This is a genomic window from Pseudomonas sp. PvP027, from assembly GCF_017833005.1.
Classification (GTDB): Bacteria; Pseudomonadota; Gammaproteobacteria; order Pseudomonadales; family Pseudomonadaceae; genus Aquipseudomonas; species Aquipseudomonas congelans.
Map to the genome: position 1 here is coordinate 5,259,659 of NZ_JAFIBK010000001.1, position 17,407 is coordinate 5,277,065.

Annotated in this window: 15 protein-coding genes; 7 read left to right on the plus strand and 8 right to left on the minus strand. The window is 56.9% G+C overall.

Annotation, left to right across the window (positions count from 1 at the left end):
- Positions 1–507 precede the first annotated feature (507 nt).
- From JOE33_RS22935 to JOE33_RS22945, 3 genes are all read left to right on the plus strand, one after another.
- Complete coding sequence (locus JOE33_RS22935) at positions 508–1,233, plus strand: GNAT family N-acetyltransferase (protein WP_187625418.1); 726 nt, start codon at positions 508–510, stop codon at positions 1,231–1,233.
- A gap of 192 nt (positions 1,234–1,425) precedes the next feature.
- Complete coding sequence (locus JOE33_RS22940) at positions 1,426–3,066, plus strand: methyl-accepting chemotaxis protein (protein WP_010431953.1); 1,641 nt, start codon at positions 1,426–1,428, stop codon at positions 3,064–3,066.
- Positions 3,067–3,204: 138 nt separating this feature from the next.
- Entirely contained in the window at positions 3,205–4,086 is an 882-nt protein-coding gene (locus JOE33_RS22945; protein ID WP_010431950.1) for a CAP domain-containing protein, read from the plus strand.
- Positions 4,087–4,122: 36 nt separating this feature from the next.
- Here JOE33_RS22945 and JOE33_RS22950 read toward each other — a convergent pair whose 3' ends face one another.
- The 3 genes from JOE33_RS22950 to JOE33_RS22960 all read right to left on the minus strand — a co-directional run bounded on the left by JOE33_RS22950 (position 4,123) and on the right by JOE33_RS22960 (position 7,070).
- Complete coding sequence (locus tag JOE33_RS22950) at positions 4,123–4,551, minus strand: nuclear transport factor 2 family protein (RefSeq protein ID WP_032611700.1); 429 nt, start codon at positions 4,549–4,551, stop codon at positions 4,123–4,125.
- Positions 4,552–4,691: 140 nt separating this feature from the next.
- Complete coding sequence (locus JOE33_RS22955; protein ID WP_032611668.1) at positions 4,692–6,320, minus strand: methyl-accepting chemotaxis protein; 1,629 nt, start codon at positions 6,318–6,320, stop codon at positions 4,692–4,694.
- 132 nt (positions 6,321–6,452) lie between these two features.
- Positions 6,453–7,070: a TetR/AcrR family transcriptional regulator gene (locus JOE33_RS22960; protein ID WP_010435368.1), complete on the minus strand. Its 618-nt coding sequence runs from the start codon at positions 7,068–7,070 to the stop codon at positions 6,453–6,455.
- Positions 7,071–7,254: 184 nt separating this feature from the next.
- Here JOE33_RS22960 and JOE33_RS22965 point away from each other — a divergent pair, with 184 nt between their 5' ends.
- Entirely contained in the window at positions 7,255–7,776 is a 522-nt protein-coding gene (locus JOE33_RS22965; protein WP_010435364.1) for a DUF3237 domain-containing protein, read from the plus strand.
- Between the two features lie 55 nt (positions 7,777–7,831).
- On the opposite strand, the gene JOE33_RS22970 is transcribed toward JOE33_RS22965, so the two are convergent.
- The 3 genes from JOE33_RS22970 to JOE33_RS22980 all read right to left on the minus strand — a co-directional run bounded on the left by JOE33_RS22970 (position 7,832) and on the right by JOE33_RS22980 (position 11,509).
- A complete protein-coding gene (locus tag JOE33_RS22970) occupies positions 7,832–9,949 on the minus strand; it encodes a TonB-dependent siderophore receptor (RefSeq protein ID WP_025991057.1) in 2,118 nt (705 codons plus the stop codon).
- Positions 9,950–10,075: 126 nt separating this feature from the next.
- Positions 10,076–10,510, minus strand: coding sequence for a GNAT family acetyltransferase (locus JOE33_RS22975; RefSeq protein ID WP_010435358.1), 435 nt, complete (start codon positions 10,508–10,510; stop codon positions 10,076–10,078).
- 54 nt (positions 10,511–10,564) lie between these two features.
- Positions 10,565–11,509, minus strand: coding sequence for an alpha/beta fold hydrolase (locus JOE33_RS22980; RefSeq protein ID WP_032611664.1), 945 nt, complete (start codon positions 11,507–11,509; stop codon positions 10,565–10,567).
- A gap of 365 nt (positions 11,510–11,874) precedes the next feature.
- Here JOE33_RS22980 and JOE33_RS22985 point away from each other — a divergent pair, with 365 nt between their 5' ends.
- The 3 genes from JOE33_RS22985 to JOE33_RS22995 all read left to right on the plus strand — a co-directional run bounded on the left by JOE33_RS22985 (position 11,875) and on the right by JOE33_RS22995 (position 15,170).
- On the plus strand, positions 11,875–12,384 hold the full coding sequence (locus JOE33_RS22985) for a GNAT family N-acetyltransferase (protein ID WP_032611662.1): 510 nt from the start codon (positions 11,875–11,877) through the stop codon (positions 12,382–12,384).
- 406 nt (positions 12,385–12,790) lie between these two features.
- A complete protein-coding gene (locus JOE33_RS22990) occupies positions 12,791–13,051 on the plus strand; it encodes a DUF1652 domain-containing protein (protein ID WP_010435352.1) in 261 nt (86 codons plus the stop codon).
- 718 nt (positions 13,052–13,769) lie between these two features.
- The gene (locus tag JOE33_RS22995; RefSeq protein ID WP_010435350.1) at positions 13,770–15,170 is read left to right on the plus strand and encodes a hypothetical protein; all 1,401 of its coding nucleotides are present in this window, start codon (positions 13,770–13,772) and stop codon (positions 15,168–15,170) included.
- A 118-nt stretch (positions 15,171–15,288) separates the two neighbouring features.
- Here the strand turns inward: JOE33_RS22995 and csrA are convergent, their stop codons facing one another.
- Both csrA and JOE33_RS23005 read right to left on the minus strand, forming a co-directional pair.
- Positions 15,289–15,477 carry a carbon storage regulator CsrA gene (gene csrA / locus JOE33_RS23000; RefSeq protein ID WP_002554157.1) on the minus strand — a complete coding sequence of 63 codons (189 nt, stop codon included), beginning with the start codon at positions 15,475–15,477 and terminating at the stop codon, positions 15,289–15,291.
- Positions 15,478–15,998: 521 nt separating this feature from the next.
- A complete protein-coding gene (locus tag JOE33_RS23005; RefSeq protein WP_010436493.1) occupies positions 15,999–17,351 on the minus strand; it encodes a GntP family permease in 1,353 nt (450 codons plus the stop codon).
- Positions 17,352–17,407: the final 56 nt, after the last annotated feature.

The following is a 17,407-nucleotide window of genomic DNA, read 5'->3' on the forward strand; positions in this document are numbered from 1 at the left end:
GCGTGAGGGAAACGCGGTGATTATAAAAATGTATGGGGGTGATTGATATAAATACCCGGGCAAAAGGTGGACCCGGTAAAGAAAGTTTGCACCGGCATCGCCTGATGCGCTGATTGCACGTTCGGATGCCGGGAATCAAGTTATATTTCAGTAGTCCCGCTAGTTCTGCATCCATTTGAAAAATATATATTTTTATAAAATGTAGGTACTCATTAAATTTGCGTGCGTCGCCTGGCGCGGGTAGATGTGAATCATTATCAACTTTATTATTTGGTGACAGACTGGCGACCGTGATGTGTGCTGGTACGATCGTACTGATAATTGCGGTCGACTTTTTGGTGGGTGGCTATTTGATATTCTTTTTTTCAGGTCATCGTATAAGTTGCAACTAAGTTGCCGCGCGGCAGGATGCTGGCCATATGACAATATCGGTCTTGAATGCCTCGACGCGCTATCATGTGGCCACTTTCTGTACAGACACACCTTTTTAATGGAGCCCCTTGTCCCATGCCGACGATCATGCTGCTACAAACCCCGCCGCCGGAATTCATCCGCAGCCAGATCCAGCAGATGGTTGTCGACTACGTGAAGGACATCAGTCTGGTGGCCATCGCCCCGAGCAACCCGCTGTACAACCTTTATCAGTACGGCGTGGGCTACGAGGTGCATTTGTACCTGAATGCCATGGACGGTTCGCAACAGCTGGCAGTAGAGCTGATCGTCGCGCTGGACGACGAAGATCCCGAAACCGTATTGGGCTTTTTGCTTTACCTGCCCGTGCAGGATGATCCGCAGGCCTGCGCCGTAGCCTACATGGCGGTGCGCGACAGCCATCGTCGCCAGGGCATCGCACGCGCGATGCTGGAGAAAATGACCAGTCGCTATCCGCATGCAGAGCTGTATTGCGTGGTCGACAAAGTCGCGTATTTCGAGGCAATGGGCTTTCAGGTGCTGGGTGCGCGTGGTCCGCAGGTCATCATGAACACGCGTGATCACGGTACTGAAGGTCTGCTTGCGGTCATGGATATCGCGCCGATCTACAACTCCGTGGAGGTGCGACAGATTCACGCCTACCTGCTCAAACAGCACGGCAAGAGCGCGATGGTCGATGCGGAGAAGCAGCGTGACCGCCATCTGGACCGCATGACCCTTGAGGCGAAGACGTTTGCCGAGCAACGTCTTGGCAACGATGATCTGGCAGACGGCGTGTCGCAAACCTTGCGGCTGCACTGATAAAGAAGGGTGAACGAGGCAGGACTGATAGAGGGTGTTAGTTGTACATAGGCGACTTGTCAAAGTTTTCCATCAAAAGATGAGGAGGCTGTGGAACGATCCAAATGGGGTGAAGTCATTATGACATCATAGCTGTTTGATCAACTCATTCCGGCACTGACACCACTCCTCATTCAGCAACAGGTAAGCCACATGAACGTCCTGCGTCAGTCCAAGTTTTCTACCAAACTTCTCTCTGCTTTCATCATCTGTGCATTGATCACTCTGGCCGTCGGCGCTCTCGGTATGGTGGGCGTGACCCGCCTGGCCAACGCCCTTGAGCTTACCTTTTCCAACAACCTTGTCTCGGTCAGCAATACCAATGAAGCGCTGACCAGCTTCACCGCTCACAACCGCGGGCTTTACCGTTTGCTGGACGCGCAGGATGGCGGTGTCTCCGAAACGGACAAGGATCGAGTTCGTCAGGCGTTGAGCGATGACCTGGCCCGTGCGCAAAAAGTGTTCGCGACTTACCGCGCCACGCCACTGGAAGATGATGAGCGCGCCGCCGGTGATCAGTTGGAGCTGATGCTGCCCGCTTATGTTTCGGGTTCTCAACAGGTTGTCGATCTGATGAAGGCGGGTAATTTCGAGGCTGCCCGGACCCAGTTGAACAGCCTGTCCTCGGAAAGCTTCACCAAGGTGCGCAGTTACCTGCGGACCATGATCGAGTCCAACAATCGTCAGATCAAGGAAGGCGCAGCCGCTGCTGCTGGTCTGAAGGCCAGTTCGGTATTGATGCTGGAGATTGGCGTAGTGATTGCCTTTCTGGTGGCCATCATGCTGGGCGTGCTGATCACCCGCATGATCACCCGGCCGTTGGCTGTCGCAGTCGCCAGTGCTCAGCGCATTGCGGGCGGTGACCTGACTCAACCCATTGTTACTGACCGTGGCGATGAGGCCGGACAACTGTTGAACGCACTGTCCGATATGCAGAACGGTCTGAAAAATACCATTCAACAGATTGCCAGTGCCTCGGACCAGTTGGCTTCCGCTGCCGAAGAGCTGAGCGCCGTCACCGATGAAAGCACCCGCGGGCTGACTCGCCAGAACGACGAAATCCAGCAGGCGGCAACGGCCGTCAATCAGATGACTGCCGCAGTGGAAGAAGTGGCGCGCAACGCGGTGTCCACGTCCGAGGCTTCGAAGTCTGCTACAGATGATGCCGTCGATGGCCGTGGTCAGGTCGATCATACGGTCAAGGGCATCACCACCATGGTCCACGAGATCACCGCGTCCACCGGCGCTGTATCCGAGCTGGCCGGGCATGTGCGGGAAATCAGCAAGGTGCTTGACGTGATTCGCAGTATCGCCGAGCAGACCAACCTGCTGGCCTTGAACGCCGCCATTGAAGCTGCGCGTGCTGGCGAACAGGGTCGTGGTTTTGCGGTGGTGGCTGACGAGGTTCGGGCCCTGGCGCACCGTACCCAGGCATCGACAGTGGAAATCGAAGGCATGATCAGCACCGTACAATCGGGTGCCGACGGTGCGGTTGCGGCGATGGGCAAGAGCCTGTCGCTGGCCACCAACACCCAGGAACTGGCCCTGCGGGCGGGCGCAGCGCTGGAGAAAATCACCCTCGGTGTGGCAACCATCAACGAGCGCAACCTGGTCATTGCCTCCGCTTCGGAAGAGCAGGCTCAGGTGGCTCGCGAGGTGGACCGCAACCTGATCAATATTCAGGACCTGTCGACCCAGAGCGCTGCAGGTGCCAACCAGACCAGCGCGTCCAGTCAGGAACTGTCGCGACTGGCCACTTCGTTCAACTCACTGGTTGCCAATTTCAAGCTGTAAGTCGTTCCCGCAAGGCATTGTCTGGCGCACGTCCTGGCCTGATCGGTTGTGAAATTCCGGTCAGGCATAAAAAAGGCGTTGCGCCCGACCGGGTCATTTCGCGCATCATAGGCGGACTCAGCCCGAGAGAGACTTTTCATGCCTGTCATTCATTACCTTCTGCGCCTGTCGCTCCCGCGAGTGTCGTTATCCTTTCTGGCAGTGTTGTGCTCTGGCGTGTTTGCCAGTGCTGCGCTGGCCGGTGACGAAACACAACTGATCGAATCCCTCAATGCCTATCGCGGCCAGGCCCAGCGCTGTGGCGAGCAGGTATCCATGGAGCTGCCACCGCTGACCAGCGACGCACGTCTGGTGCTGCCGGCCAGTGGCAATCTGGACCTGCAACAGGCGCTGACGCGTGCTTCCTACCCGATGGTCACTGTGCAGGCGATAAGCCTGTCCGGCCCGAACACTGCAGACGCTGCACTCAAGGCGGTGCTGGAGAGTTTCTGCCGCGTAGTGCTGGACCCGCAGTTCGTCGATATCGGGGTCAGCCGTGAAGGACGAGACTGGCGCATCGTGCTGGCGCGCTCGCTGGTCGCGTCGCGTCTTGGCGACTGGCAGACAGAGGGACAAAAGATTCTGGAAATGATCAACAACGCCCGCACTCAGGCACGCCAGTGCGGCACACAATCCTTCGCCGCTACCACGCCGCTGGCCTGGAACCTGGTTCTGGGGACCGCTGCGCAACGTCATTCCCAGGCGATGGCCAATCAAAACTTTTTTGACCACAAGGATCGTGACGGCCGTACACCTGGCGACCGGGCCGAACTGGCCGGGTACGTGGGGCAGCAGGTGGGGGAGAACATTGCCGCCGGTCAGGACAGTGCGCGCAAGGTGGTGGATGGCTGGCTGCTGAGCCCGGGCCACTGCGCCAACCTGATGAATCCGGATTTCCGCGAGTTGGGCGCAGCCTACGCAATGGACCCCAAAAGTGACGCAGGGATCTACTGGACGGCAATGTTCGGTACGCAGCAGTAGCGTCTATAGCTGCGCAACGGACTGGCAAACCTGGAATCAGAAACGGAATGCCTGACGGCCGATGAGCAACCATTGGCCGTTCTGCTTTTGCCAGATCTGGAAGTTCTCGATTTCAGTCGGCACAACCTTGCCGCTATTCACCGCTTCTGCCGAAAAGTGATTACGCACCAGCGCAACGTCGCCGGACAGGGTGATCTTTTGATTGAGCATCTTAAGGTCATTGAAGGCGCTCTTGCCGGTTTCGATGTCCGCGATGAACGCCTTCTTGTCCTGAATAGTACCGCCGGAGTGGCCATACGTGAGGTTGTCGGCGGTCAGCGCATTGAGTTGCGCTATGTCCTTGTGCCACATGGCCTGTGTCAGTTTGTCCACGGCATTGGCGACATCGGCCTCGTCGGAGGTTGAGGCTGCGACGTAACCGGTAAACAGGCACAGAAAGCCCATCAGCAGTGTCAGCTTTTTCATGTTCATCCCTTTTCTTGTCGTTATTGATGGTGAGAGAAACCGGCGCAGATGAGGAGTTCATCTGTCGTCGTACAACTTAGATGAGGGCAGGCCATTCGACAAGGGGAGATGCCGGGAAGCGTACTTCCCGGCATAGGGTATTAGATGCGGAATTGCTTGGTGAGACGGTTCAGGCTTGAAGCCAGGGTCGACAGTTCGGCAGTGGCAATGGCCGTCTGGTTGGAGCCCTCGGACGTCTGACTGGACAGATCACGAATACTGACCAGGCTCCTGTCTACTTCTCGAGCGACCTGAGCCTGTTCTTCGGCGGCGGTGGCAATCATCAGGTTGCGTTCATTGATCTGGCTGATGGAATCGGTAATTTCCAGCAGCGCCTTGCCGGCGCCATTGGCCATCTCCAGCGTCTTGTGGGCCTGAACGCTGGTCTGCTCCATCGCGCTGACGGCATTGCCGGTGCCCGTCTGAATCGAGCCGACCATCTGTTCGATTTCACGGGTCGATTGCTGGGTGCGATGCGCCAGTGCCCGGACTTCGTCCGCAACCACCGCAAAACCACGTCCGGCTTCACCAGCACGGGCCGCTTCGATGGCTGCGTTGAGTGCCAGCAGGTTGGTCTGTTCCGCGATGGCGCGAATCACATCCAGCACCTTGCTGATATCCGTCGCCATGACGGCGAGGCCTTGTACCTCGGTCGACGTGATCTGCACTTTGGAAACCATCAGGTTGATCGCCGTGACGGTCTCATCGACCTGCGCGCGTCCGGCCATGGCGGCAGTGCTGGATTGCGAGGTCACCTCCGATGCCGATGCGGCGTTACTGGCTACTTCTTCCACCGCCGCGCTCATCTCGTTGACGGCGGTGGCTGCCATTTCGATCTCGTTGGTCTGGCGCTGAATGGTGCGCGATGCGTCTTCCGTGACCGCATGCATTTCTTCGGAAGTGGCCGCCAGCTGGGTGGAGGAGTCGCCGATCAGGATCAGGGCATCGCGCAGGTTGGTTTGCATGGTGGCGAGTGCGGCAATCAGTTTCGCCGCCTCGTCAGTGCCCTGTTGCGGGATATCCTTGCTCAGATCATTGGAAGCGATGCGTTGCGCGATACTCAACGAATCGCCAATCGGGCCAGTCACACTGCGGGTGTACATCCAGGCGAGCAGCAGCGTGGTGATGACGCCCACGGCGATGAAGATACCCACCATCCACAGCGTCTGCTGATAGGCGGTCTCAGCAGCATCACCGGCTTTCTGAGCCTTGGAGTCATTAACGCCAATGAGTTTCTTCAGCCCGGCTTCAACCTGATCGGCCGCGCTTCTCATTTCGCCATTGGAGGTTGCCACTGCAGCTTCCAGATTACCGGCTGCCACCGAAGCCAGGTAGCGATCCTGCGCCACCTGGTACCCAGCCTGTGCCTGGGACAATTCGTCGAATGCCTGGCGCCCTTGCGGAGTCACGATCAGTTTGCCGAGCGTGTCAAAATAGCCAGCGATCAGCGAGCGAGACTGCTGGATATCGCTGAGCGCCTTGGTCTTTCGATCCTGCGGTTCAATCGGATTGCGCACGCGGGCGTTGTTGCCCCGGATGCTGACGAACTCCCGGTCAATAGATGCGAGCTGTTTCACGCTCGGAAGCACATTGGTCTCGATGAATTTTTCCGCCGCATTGAGCTCGGCCGCCTGACGCAGGGCGAGCAGGCCCAAGGCAATGATCATCAGGCAGAACACGCCGAAACAAAGCGTCGAGCGAGCGGCCAGGTTGAGTTTTCGCAGGATCATGAGTATTTCTCCGAGAGGGTAAACAGCTATCGCCCACATTCGGATTAACTTGGCCGTGAAAGAGTAACAAGGTGTTTCAGATGGGTTGCAGTTTCGGCTCTTATCTGTACCGCTTGGTTCTTTTTTGCGGGCTTAACGTTTCTCCATACCCAACATGAATGTATCCACTGCGCGTTCGACCATGGCGCGAATTTCTTCGATGCTCAACGGCATGGGCGCCTGTTGGTAAAGGCGAATGTCGGTCTCGGCAGTCAATAGCGAGGTCAGCTGCAAGGCGGCGATATGCGGGTCGGCGTCACGCAACTGACCTCGTCGCATCGCCAGCGCCATCAGTGAGGTGACTGTCTGCAGGCACTGGGTGGGGCCGGACTCGTAGAACATCATGCCGATGTCCGAGTGTCCGGACTCGGCCACCACCATGCGATACACGGCCAGGGCTTTATCATCATTGATCAGCACCATCAACATGCGCTCCCCGAAACGCGTGAACAGGGTCCTCAGATCGATCTGTTGGTCATCCTGGATCACCAGCTCTGAAACCGCGTCGGCCAGATGAGCGGTTGCAAGCCTGTTGACCACGGCGATGAACAGTTCTTCCTTGGAAGGGAAGTAACTGTAGATCGTCGCCTTGGAGCCACCCATTCGTTTGGTGACCTCATTCATCGAGGTACGCTCGTAGCCCATTTCGAGGAAGACGCTTGCTGCGGCATCAATGATGGCTTCGCGTCGAGCTTCAGTACGAACCTTCATTTATATCCTCAATTCTTCAGTGAGCAGACCATGTACAAAATTCTCTAGACGGGAACTGAACCGTTCGGTACGATTTCAGCCGACTCCGTGGAGCTTACTGGAAAAGCAGGCTTAGATAAATGCCGATGGACTGCACCCGGCCATTCGTTGCCCGAATCCATTCAAAGATGGAGTGAACAGTTCTATGACCATTATCGACTTCAACAAATCCGTCAAACGCTCTTTTCGTGGTAATACGGCAACGGCTCCTCAGCTGGAAAAAATGCTGACGGTGATTCTGAAGACCGATGCTCCTGTGCTCATGGGCATATGCAGCGATGGACTGCGTAGCAACAGCACTGTTTTGGGCGGGGAGTTTTACGGCGAAAACTTCAGCGGCTCGGTACTTTCCGGCGGTAGCAATACGCTGGTTGAGTTGTCATCCGAGCTGGCCTTTCTGGAAACCCGTTTCACGCTGGTTACCCAACTGGGTGAAATGATCAACGTTGAAAGCAGAGGCGCTCTGCTCGTTGACGAAACGGGCCAGCACGAACTGCAGAACGGAGTATGGCCAATCAGCGAAGGCCATTACCGGTGCACTTGCACACCCCGCTTTCAGGTCGCTCTGGGCCCTAACGAGTGGCTGGAGAAGAGCGCGTTCATCGGCAGGTTCGAATACCTGTATGGCAATGAAGCGCTGATCAGCTTTTACCGAATGAAGTTCTGATACATCCCTTCAAGTCCACCGAGCAAGCCCGCGCAGGCCTGCTCCTGGCAACCTGTTAAAACGTGACGCTGGCGCTCAGGCGTGCGGTACGCGGCTCCCCCACATTGACTTGCAACTGGCTGCCGGTACTGGACGGGTAGTACTGCTTGTCGAACAGGTTATCCACGTTCAACTGCAGACGCGTTTTATAACCGGCCATGGGCACGTCCCAGCGCAGAAACGCATCGGCCACGGTATAGCTGCTCATATAGAAAGTGTTGGCATCGTCGCCGGCGCGTTCGCCGACATAGCGTGCGCCGCCACCGGCGTGCCAGTCGCCCAGGCCGGACGGGACTTGCAGATGGTGGGTGAGGTACAGGCTGGCCGTGTGCTTGGGTGCCTGAATGAGACGATTGCCCTCGTTCTTCGGATCATCGAGCACTTCGGTATGGGTGTAGGCGTAAGTACCGATCATGTCCCAGCGCTCGGCGATGCGTCCTGTCACGTCCAGCTCCACGCCCTGTGAGCCCACTTTGCCAGCCGCTTCGCTGACGCCAGTAGCAACGGTGGTCACAACGTTTTTCTTCTCGATGTCGAACACGGCGAGGTTGAAGTCGAGCTCCGGTGCCAGTGCATATTTGGCCCCGACTTCGTAGCTGCGGCCTTCTTCCGGGTCGAAGGTGGTGCCGTCATCGTTAACGGCCTCGTTTGGGACGAAGGAGCGGCTGTAGTTGCCGTACAGCGACAGGTCTTCATTGACCTTGAACACCAGGCCCGCCATCGGCAGGAATATATCGTCATTTTTGTTCAGGTTAGTGTTGCGGCTTGCGCCGAGGCCTTGGGCGATGTACTGGTCGTAATGCTGGTAACGGCCACCCAGGACCAGAATCCAGCGGTCATTCAGGTGCCAGTTGTCCTTGAGGTAAACGGACGACGAGGTCAGTTGATTGCTCAGGTTGCTGGTGGTCGTACTGACGACACTGGGCTCTGCCAGGCTGCCATAGCTGGGCGAAAAGATATTGAAGCCACCCTGGACGGCGTTGCGGTAGGTCTTGCCGCGGTACTTGTCGGAATCCTCCTGCTCGGCGCCGATCAGCAGATCATGTTGCTGACCGAATACCTCCTGCTTGCCGATGAAGTCCCAGCTGGCATAACGCGTTTCATAATCGTAATGGCCGCCATTGGCCTGGCGGCGCAGCACGCCGCTGCTGGACAGCGTGCTCGGCTGGGCAATCGAGAGGCTGTAGCGGTCGTTGTTCCAGCCGTAGGTCAGGCGGGTTTTCCAGTCATCGCTGAGCTGGTACTCGAAGCGCGCGGTTGCGGTTTCGCTGATGCCGACCGTATTTGCCCATTTTTCGTCCAGGCGCTTGTCGTAGCTGATATCGGCCGGATGGCCGTTCGTGAATACCGTGCCACGATCGAAGGGGCTGACGTAGTCGTTGTATTCGTAAGCCAGCGTCAGGCTGGCGCGCTCCCCGGTCCAGGACAGCGACGGTGCAACCAGCGTGTGCTGATCAACGCCATAGTTACGCCAGTAGTCCTCGCTCTGACGCTCGGCCACCAGGCGGTAGGCCAGCCCCGAGTCGCCCAGCGGGCCGGTGGTGTCGATGCCGAAACTGCCGCCGCCTTCGCTGTATGCCGAACCACTGAGCGTGGTGCTTTGCACGTATTGCGGCTGTTTGCTGATCACGTTGATCACGCCACCCGGCTCCATCGCCCCGTACAGCAGCGAGGCCGGGCCTTTGAGTACTTCAACGCGTTCGGTCGTGGCCCCGAAATTTTTCGACACCACTGAACGCACGCCGTCACGCAGCACGGAGCCATCATCGTTGGTGCCAAAGCCGCGCTTGACCAGTGAGTCCTTGGTATTGCCGAGCGTATTGCCCTGGCTGACGCCACTGACAAACTTCATGGCATCGTCCAGCGAGCGCACGTTGTAGTCGGCGATGGTCTGCGGTGTCACCACGTTGACCGACTGCGCTTCTTCCTTCAGGGGTACATCACTCTTGCTCGCGGTGCTGGCGCTTTTGGCGCTGTAGCCTTCCTGCGCTTCGGTCGCGGTTGCCGACACCTGCGTAGCGGGCAGCGTTGCAGTTTCGGCTGCATGTACTGCGCCGCCGGAGAACATCGCCAGAGAAAGCGCGGACAGCAGAAAAGTGCCGGGACGGCGAGGGCATTGCAAGGAAGTGCTCAAGGGAGATGCTCTGCTAGGACGTTAATAGCAATAATTGTAATTTGATATTAATTCTCATGTAAATAAATGATTGAAGCGCCCGATGGTTGCGGTCGCCTCGGCAAACAAAGGGCGCGACGCCCAGGACTAAGCCGTTACGTTGGCATCGATCCGCTTGCCCATGCTGATAATGAGCTCAGGCGTATAACCCAGGGTTTGATAGAAGGCCTGCACGCTTTCATTGAAGGTATGGATCTGCAGGTTGATCTTCACGCAGCCAAGATTCGCAAGCGCTTTTTCTGCATGCCTGACCAGCCGGGTACCGAGGCCTTTGCCGCGCTGTTGCGGATCAACGGCAACCGAATACAGCCAGCCGCGATGACCGTCATAGCCGGCAAGGAGGGTCCCGACCACCTCGGCATCGGCGAGAGCAACGAAGAACAAATGGTCGTCGACAGCCAGTTTCTTGTCGATCGACAGGTCTGGGCGATTGTGTGGCATGTCGTCATTGAAGACGGTCTTCCACAGCTGGATGACCGCGAGGCGGTGATGCGGGTCTGAATACTCGACAATACAGTTCATTGCGTGGTCCTTCGGCCATGAATCCGAAGACTACTGCCACACGCCCTGAACTGTCTAACCGGCAGTCTTTGAGCTTCTGCCCTGTTTTGTCACCTGAGGCAGTGATGCGGGTGTATCGAGCAGGGCACGGATGGCCCGGCTGTAAGCGGGCTGCCCGAGTTGCATGCTGTTGTTATGCGTACCGCCAGGTACCAATAGCAGTTTCTTCGGTTCCTGCGCGGCTGCAAACAGCTGTTCGCTGAAGCGGGCCGGTACATAGCGATCCTCGGTGCCATGCACGATCAGCACCGGCATACGGATGTCTGCAATCTTGTCCAGTGAGTCGAACTTCTGCGACAGCAGCCAGCGTACCGGCAGCGAGGTATTGGCAAGCGCGGTGGCCACATCGGCCAGGTTGGTGAAGGTGGATTCTATGATCAACCCGCGGGCCTGAATCGGCGCATCGCCCTTTTCAGCGTCTTCGCCCAGCTCCGCGGCCAGGTCCACTGCCACCGCACCGCCCAGAGAGTGTCCGTAAATCAGCCTGCGCTGCGGATCGGGTTGCAATTGCTTCAGGCGTTCCCAGGCGATGCGTGCGTCTTCATACACGGACTTTTCCGACGGCAACTGGCCCATGCTTTGCCCGAAACCCCGGTAATCGATCGCCAGTATCGAGTAGCCCTGAGCCTTGAGTTGCTGGATACGGAACAACTGGCCGGTGAGGTTCCATCGTGATCCATGCAGGTACAGTACCGCCGGGGCGTTCTTGTCCGCAGCGGGCCACCACCATGCGTGGATATTCTGCGAGGTACCGAATGACGGTGTACTGAGTTCGATCTCCTGCACATCTGCCGGCAAACCGCTGTACCAGCTAGCGGTACCGGGCTCGATGCGAAACACCAGTTCGCGCTCCTTGTGTTCAAGCACCGCACAGCCGACGGGCAGGCCGAGGATGATGGCTATCATGCACACCCATCTGAGCGGACGAGCCTTGAAGCGAGCCAGAGGCGAAATCGACATAAGAGGGATATTCCGGTCAACAAAGTGAAATAAATGCAGAATCTGCATCCGGTATGCAAGACCAGCCGACGAACACCGGGTTACAGGATATTGCGTACATGCGCCGGAAATACCCATAGGCTGAGCGGCAATCCGATATGCGAGTAAAGCCCGATGCGTCAATACCTTGCGCGACGTGGGCCAAAGGCAACCTCGATAACCACGCTCTTTAGCACGATTCGTTATTGAGGTAGCCCTTTTCGATAGCCACGGATTATGCTGTGTCGGCGAGGGCGCTGTGTTTTTGTCACCTACCGCCGCCTGATTCGCCCATTTGCTTGCCGTATACCCGCGCTTTCTTCAATTTCTTCAAGAGGTTACCGCCTATGTTCACTCACCGTCCCCTGGAAGAAAAAGACGTCCCCCTCATCTGCGAGCTGCCGCAGAATGCCGATGAGCTGTTCTATATGTTCCCCAGGGCAACGTACCCGCTGACCGCCTCGCAACTCAGCGAAGCGCTTGAGACGCGGCATGATTCGACCGTCATTGAAATGGACGGCGAAGTGGTAGGTTTTGCCAATTTCTCTCAATGCACCTTCCGTGGCCGCTGTTCGCTGGGTAACGTCATCATCGCCCCGAAAGCCCGGTCCAGAGGGGTAGGGCGCTTCATGATCACCACCATGATGGGGATCGCGTTCGACAAGCATGAAGCTACTGAAATGGTCGCTTCCTGCTACAACCATAACGTCCCTGGCCTGCTGTTCTATCCGCGGATGGGATTCCGTCCATTCCATATCGAAGAAAAGCGCGATAAGCGCGGCGAGCGTGTCGCGTTGATTCATCTGCGGTTGTCCGGCCACGACGCGAAAGAAAACATACCTGACAAACAAGAATAAGTTTTCGAGCAGGGCACGCCCCATTCTCTTCGAGGAAACGGTCGTGCCCGGTTAGAGCAGCATTTTTATTCTTCGACCGTTCGTCAGTCTTTCTTCCCTTCCTCTACTACGCGCGTTTCATCCGCTGCTGTTCACGCCGAGTCCCGTTTTGTTGAAGAGCATGACGGTGAATCGTTTTTTCTGTGCGTGCCTTTAATAAAAAACAGCGTTAAAAGGGTTATGGATATTCAGATATGGAAGTTGCTTGACGTACAGGGGGCAGTGTATAAGGGGTTTAAGCATCAAGTGAGTGGCGACAGATAATTGGCGGGCTGGCGCGGGCCGTTTTTAAAAAGTCATCAACAATAAAAATTATCAAAAAATTGTCACTGTCGGGACATGCTTACACACATAAGGAGATAAAGAAATGATCGCGAGTGGACTGTCCGAGTTGGAACTCAGGAGCATTGTTGAGCGTGCTTTCCTGCCATTGCGTTGTACCTGCACGATTGCCAATGATCAGATGACGGTGCAGATAAGCGACCCGGTATCGGGGCGTACCCAGCGTCAGAAGAGCCTGCCGCTCAGCCGTATCAATACCGTTCGGGACATCTCGGCACTGGTGGCCGAGTTGCGCGAAGAGCCGGTAATGCAACGTGTCTCGAAAGCGTATTACAGCGCTGCCTGATACCGCTGCACCCCGCTGATGCTCTGGCATCACATTGCATGGCCCTGATCATCGCTGATCGGGGCCTTGTCGTTTTTACGGGCCACCCTGTCGCCTTGGATCAGCGCGAACAACAGGCTCGGCTGTCTTCATGGCCGCTAACCTCTGGTGGTAGATAGTCGCTGGGTGCTCGTCAAATTAACAGCGTCGAAAGAATGCTGTTTTAAGCGCAGACGATAAAAAATAAGTTGAACGCATTGAATGCGTTAATGTCACCGAAAACTGTCCTTTTGAAGGTGCATTCAACGATTAAAAGATACAAGGTCATTCAAATCATCGGGTTATAAAGCGTTACTGAGGCATTGCCGCCGCTTGCAGCTCATTTGACACTCCCGCGTTTCTTTGCAACTATTCAATTGCCCGATTTATTTTGTAACGCATTGTCACTTTTTTTAGGTTGATAAAAGCGCTGTCTTAAGAAGGGCGGTAGCATGACGCCTCCTTCTTGTCAGGCCGAACTTCAGGCCTTTGTCCGTTGGACCTAGTGTAACTTTTTGTGAATAACACCCTCTCCGCGCATGGCGTCTCCTCAGTGCCGTGAATGAGTGCGTGTGTATTCTGCTGCATATGTTTCGCCCCGAATCGTGCATGGACGCTGGTTCGCTTTATCAGCCAGGTATTCGATCATCCAGAACTTCTGGAATGCACCAACGTATGAAAATGACGATGGAGCATCATTATGTTTGATAACTGTATGGAAACAGCCTGCGGTTGCGTGGTGGGCGGTGCCGGGCTGGCAGGCATGGGATTTTTGTTCAACGCCCTGAAGAGCGGCGCGATGCCCGGGCTTGCTGCGAAACGACTGATTATCATTGATGCAAGTGACCAGCCCGGCGCAGGTGCGCTGGGAGACTATCGGATCACTGCCAACTCGGTAGGCGATGTATTCATCGATTGCCTTCGCGATCCGGCATTGCGCGAGGTGTTCGAACCCCTGGAAAACTCCGCAGCCTACTGGCGCATCAAGGCGCAGGCACAGAGCGCGCCGCAACTGTCGGATGTTGGCCTGCTCATGGCCGAGGCAGCCAGGCTGGTGCTGGATCACATCGTGCAACGTTATGGCGTAGAGGTCTGGCCCGGTACCCGCATCAATGAGGTCATTTGCGGGGACGACGAGTTTTGCCTGCACGTTGACAGTGTGTACGGCAAAAGACGCGTGCGCTGCCGGGCGCTGGTACTCAATCTCGGCGGGCGCCAGGATCCACACCACCTGATCGATGATCTTGCCCGACAAGGTCTGGCGCTGGCGGACCACTGCACTGTCCAGAGCGCCGACCGCTTGCTGCGCATGAACGCGGTGCAGTTACGCGAAGTATTTGGCCCGGCTTTGGCCGATAACGGGCGCATAACCATCGTCGGGGGATCCCACAGTGCGTTCTCGACGCTGGAAAATCTGGCGGATGCACTGGAGTTTGCCGGCCTGCAGGAACTGACACTTGTTCATCGAAGCAGCATCAGGCTGTTTTACGAAAGTGCAGAACTGGCTCACGCTGCCGGTTACATATTCGACCCGCAGCATGATGTCTGCCCGGTTTCCGGTCGGGTCAACCGTTCCGGTGGCTTGCGTTACCGTGCGCTGGAGATCGGCCGCGAAGCGCTGCAAAGCGGTCGCGTAGGCAAAACCGGTGTGCGTGTGCAGATGTTGCAGACACTGGGCGGACGACCCGATGAACATGAGCAGGCCCGACTCGCCCTGGCCGACTCCACTGTGGTCGTGCAGTGCTCGGGCTATCAACCCGTGTTGCCGAGACTGAGGGATGCCGAGGGTGACCTCGTCAGCCTTCGCGAAACCAAAGGTGGTCTCGACTCGGACGCTGGCGGTTGTCCGCTTGATCAGCATGGTCGTCGACTGAAGGGCCTGTATCTCTTCGGTCTGGGCGCCGGACTGGGCGTTGACCCGCTATTGGGCAGTGAACCGGCCTTCGACGGCCGCATATACGGCGTCTGGCAGTTTCACCACGATGCCAGCCGAGCGGTGCTTGAAGCGGTCACGCGCAGACTCTCTCATCAGCCTGTAGCTGCCGAGACGTGCGTTTCGGAAGGGTTCATGCAGGCAGCGTTTCGCCTTCAGGCCGGGTAGGCAGGTGTTGCAGCGAAGCGCAGAACGGCGGCCATAAAAAACGGCGTCCCAGGGACGCCGTACGGCCGGTCTGCCAATGAACGGCAAATCAGCATTGAATAAGGGGGTAATGCGGGAATTATTGTGGGTCCTGGTTGGGAGCCAGTTCTGCCTGGATACGTTTGTAGATTTCTTCACGATGCACTGAAACGTTTTTGGGTGCATTGATGCCCAGGCGGACTTGAAGCCCTTGAACGCCAAGAATCGTGACGGTGATCTCGTCACCGATGTTTATGCTTTCGCCTACTTTGCGAGTGAGTATCAACATAATCTTTTCCTTGATGGCCTCTTGAAAACGCCTCTCTCAAGAGGCTGGCGTTTGCCTTTGCGTGGTGATTGTTGCCGAGTGCATCCAAATGCATCCGTCTTATGACGTCGCACAGGTCAATTAAATTCCCTCGGTTCATTTTCTTGTCATCGAGATTTGCATCCCGGGTACGACGAGTGCGCCAATTCTGCCCGTTTCGACGTGAAAATGCCCGTATTTACTGGCGTCATATAAAAAGTAACGTGAAGCGCTGCACCGTTCCGGGTCGTCATCGTCTCAGTCGACGGTGCCGCTCAAGCAATTTCGAGATGAGTACAAGCGTAGGCACGACTTCACCAGATTGCCCGGGCTTTCTGAAAATACAAATGAAAGTGGTGAACGAGGGTGTAGGAAGGTGCTGCGGATCAACGTCGTGTCCACGCTGATGCGGGGTATTGCGGGGGGGGCTGGGAAGGGGATGCACAACTGTGAAGCGAGGAGGCCTTCGCGGGTTTCAGCACCCGCGAAGGTTCGTCCGGGGTTTAAACCGCCATTGACAAGAGCAGGATGAAAATCAGACCGACCACCGAGAGGATGGTCTCCATCACCGTCCAGGTCTTGAAAGTCTCGGCAACGGTCATGTTGAAGTACTGCTTCACCAGCCAGAACCCGGCGTCATTGACGTGCGACAGGATCAGCGAGCCGGCACCGGTTGCCAGCACCAGCAGCTCGCGATTGACGCCTGGAATCAGGCCGACCACCGGCGCTACGATGCCGGCGCCGGTAATGGTTGCCACAGTCGCCGAACCGGTTGCGACGCGGATCACCGCCGCTACCAGCCAGGCCAGCATGATCGGATTGATCTGCGCCTGCACAGCCATGTGCCCGATAACATCACCCACGCCGCTGGCCACCAGCATCTGCTTGAAGCCACCGCCTGCGCCCACAATCAGCACGATTGCCGCCACCGGAGCCAGACTCTGGTCCAGCAACTTCATGATTTTGCTGCGATCAAAGCCGCGCGCGGCACCAAAGGTGTAGAACGCCAGCAAAAGCGCTGCAAGCAGGGCGGTGATCGGGTGACCGATCAGGTCCATCCAGATGCGGAACATGTTGTTTTCCGGCAACACCACGTCGGCAAAGGTCTTGAGCAGCATCAGGAAGACCGGCAGCAGGATGGTCACCAGCGTGATACCGAAGCCTGGCAGATTTTCAGTGCTCGACTCCTTGGCGATCTGATCCATCAGCTCCTTGGACGGTGTGCCAGGGATGCTTTTGGAAATCCAGTTACCGAAGATCGGGCCAGCGATGATGGCCGTCGGCAGCGCAACGATCAGTCCGTAGAAAATGGTTTTGCCGATATCAGCGCCGAAGATGCCGATGGCCAGCAGCGGACCCGGATGCGGCGGAACCAGGCCGTGTACGGCTGACAGGCCAGCCAGCAGCGGAATGCCGATCTTGACGATGGGCACGCCGGTGCGCCGCGCGACGATAAACACCAGCGGGATCAGCAGGACAAAACCGATCTCGAAGAACAGCGGGATGCCCACCAGGAAGGCAGCGAACATCATTGCCCAGTGCACTTTCTGTTTGCCGAAGGTGCGTATCAGCGTTTGCGCAATCTGATCCGCGCCGCCCGAGTCGGCCATCAGCTTGCCGAGCATGGTGCCCAGGCCAAGGATAATACCGACGAAGCCCAGCACGCCGCCGAAGCCGTCCTGGAAGGATTTCATGACTTTTTCGACCGGCATTCCCGAGGTCAGGCCAAGAAAGCCTGCCGCCAGGGTGAGCGCGACGAAAGGGTGCACCTTGAAGGTGGTGATCAGCAGCACCAGGCCGACGATGGTCACCAACGCATCGACGAGCAGGAACGTCTCATGGGTCATACCGAACATGGGGTGTCTCTCCGGTTTATTGTTTTAAGGAACTGTAAACAGCGCCGAATTCAATC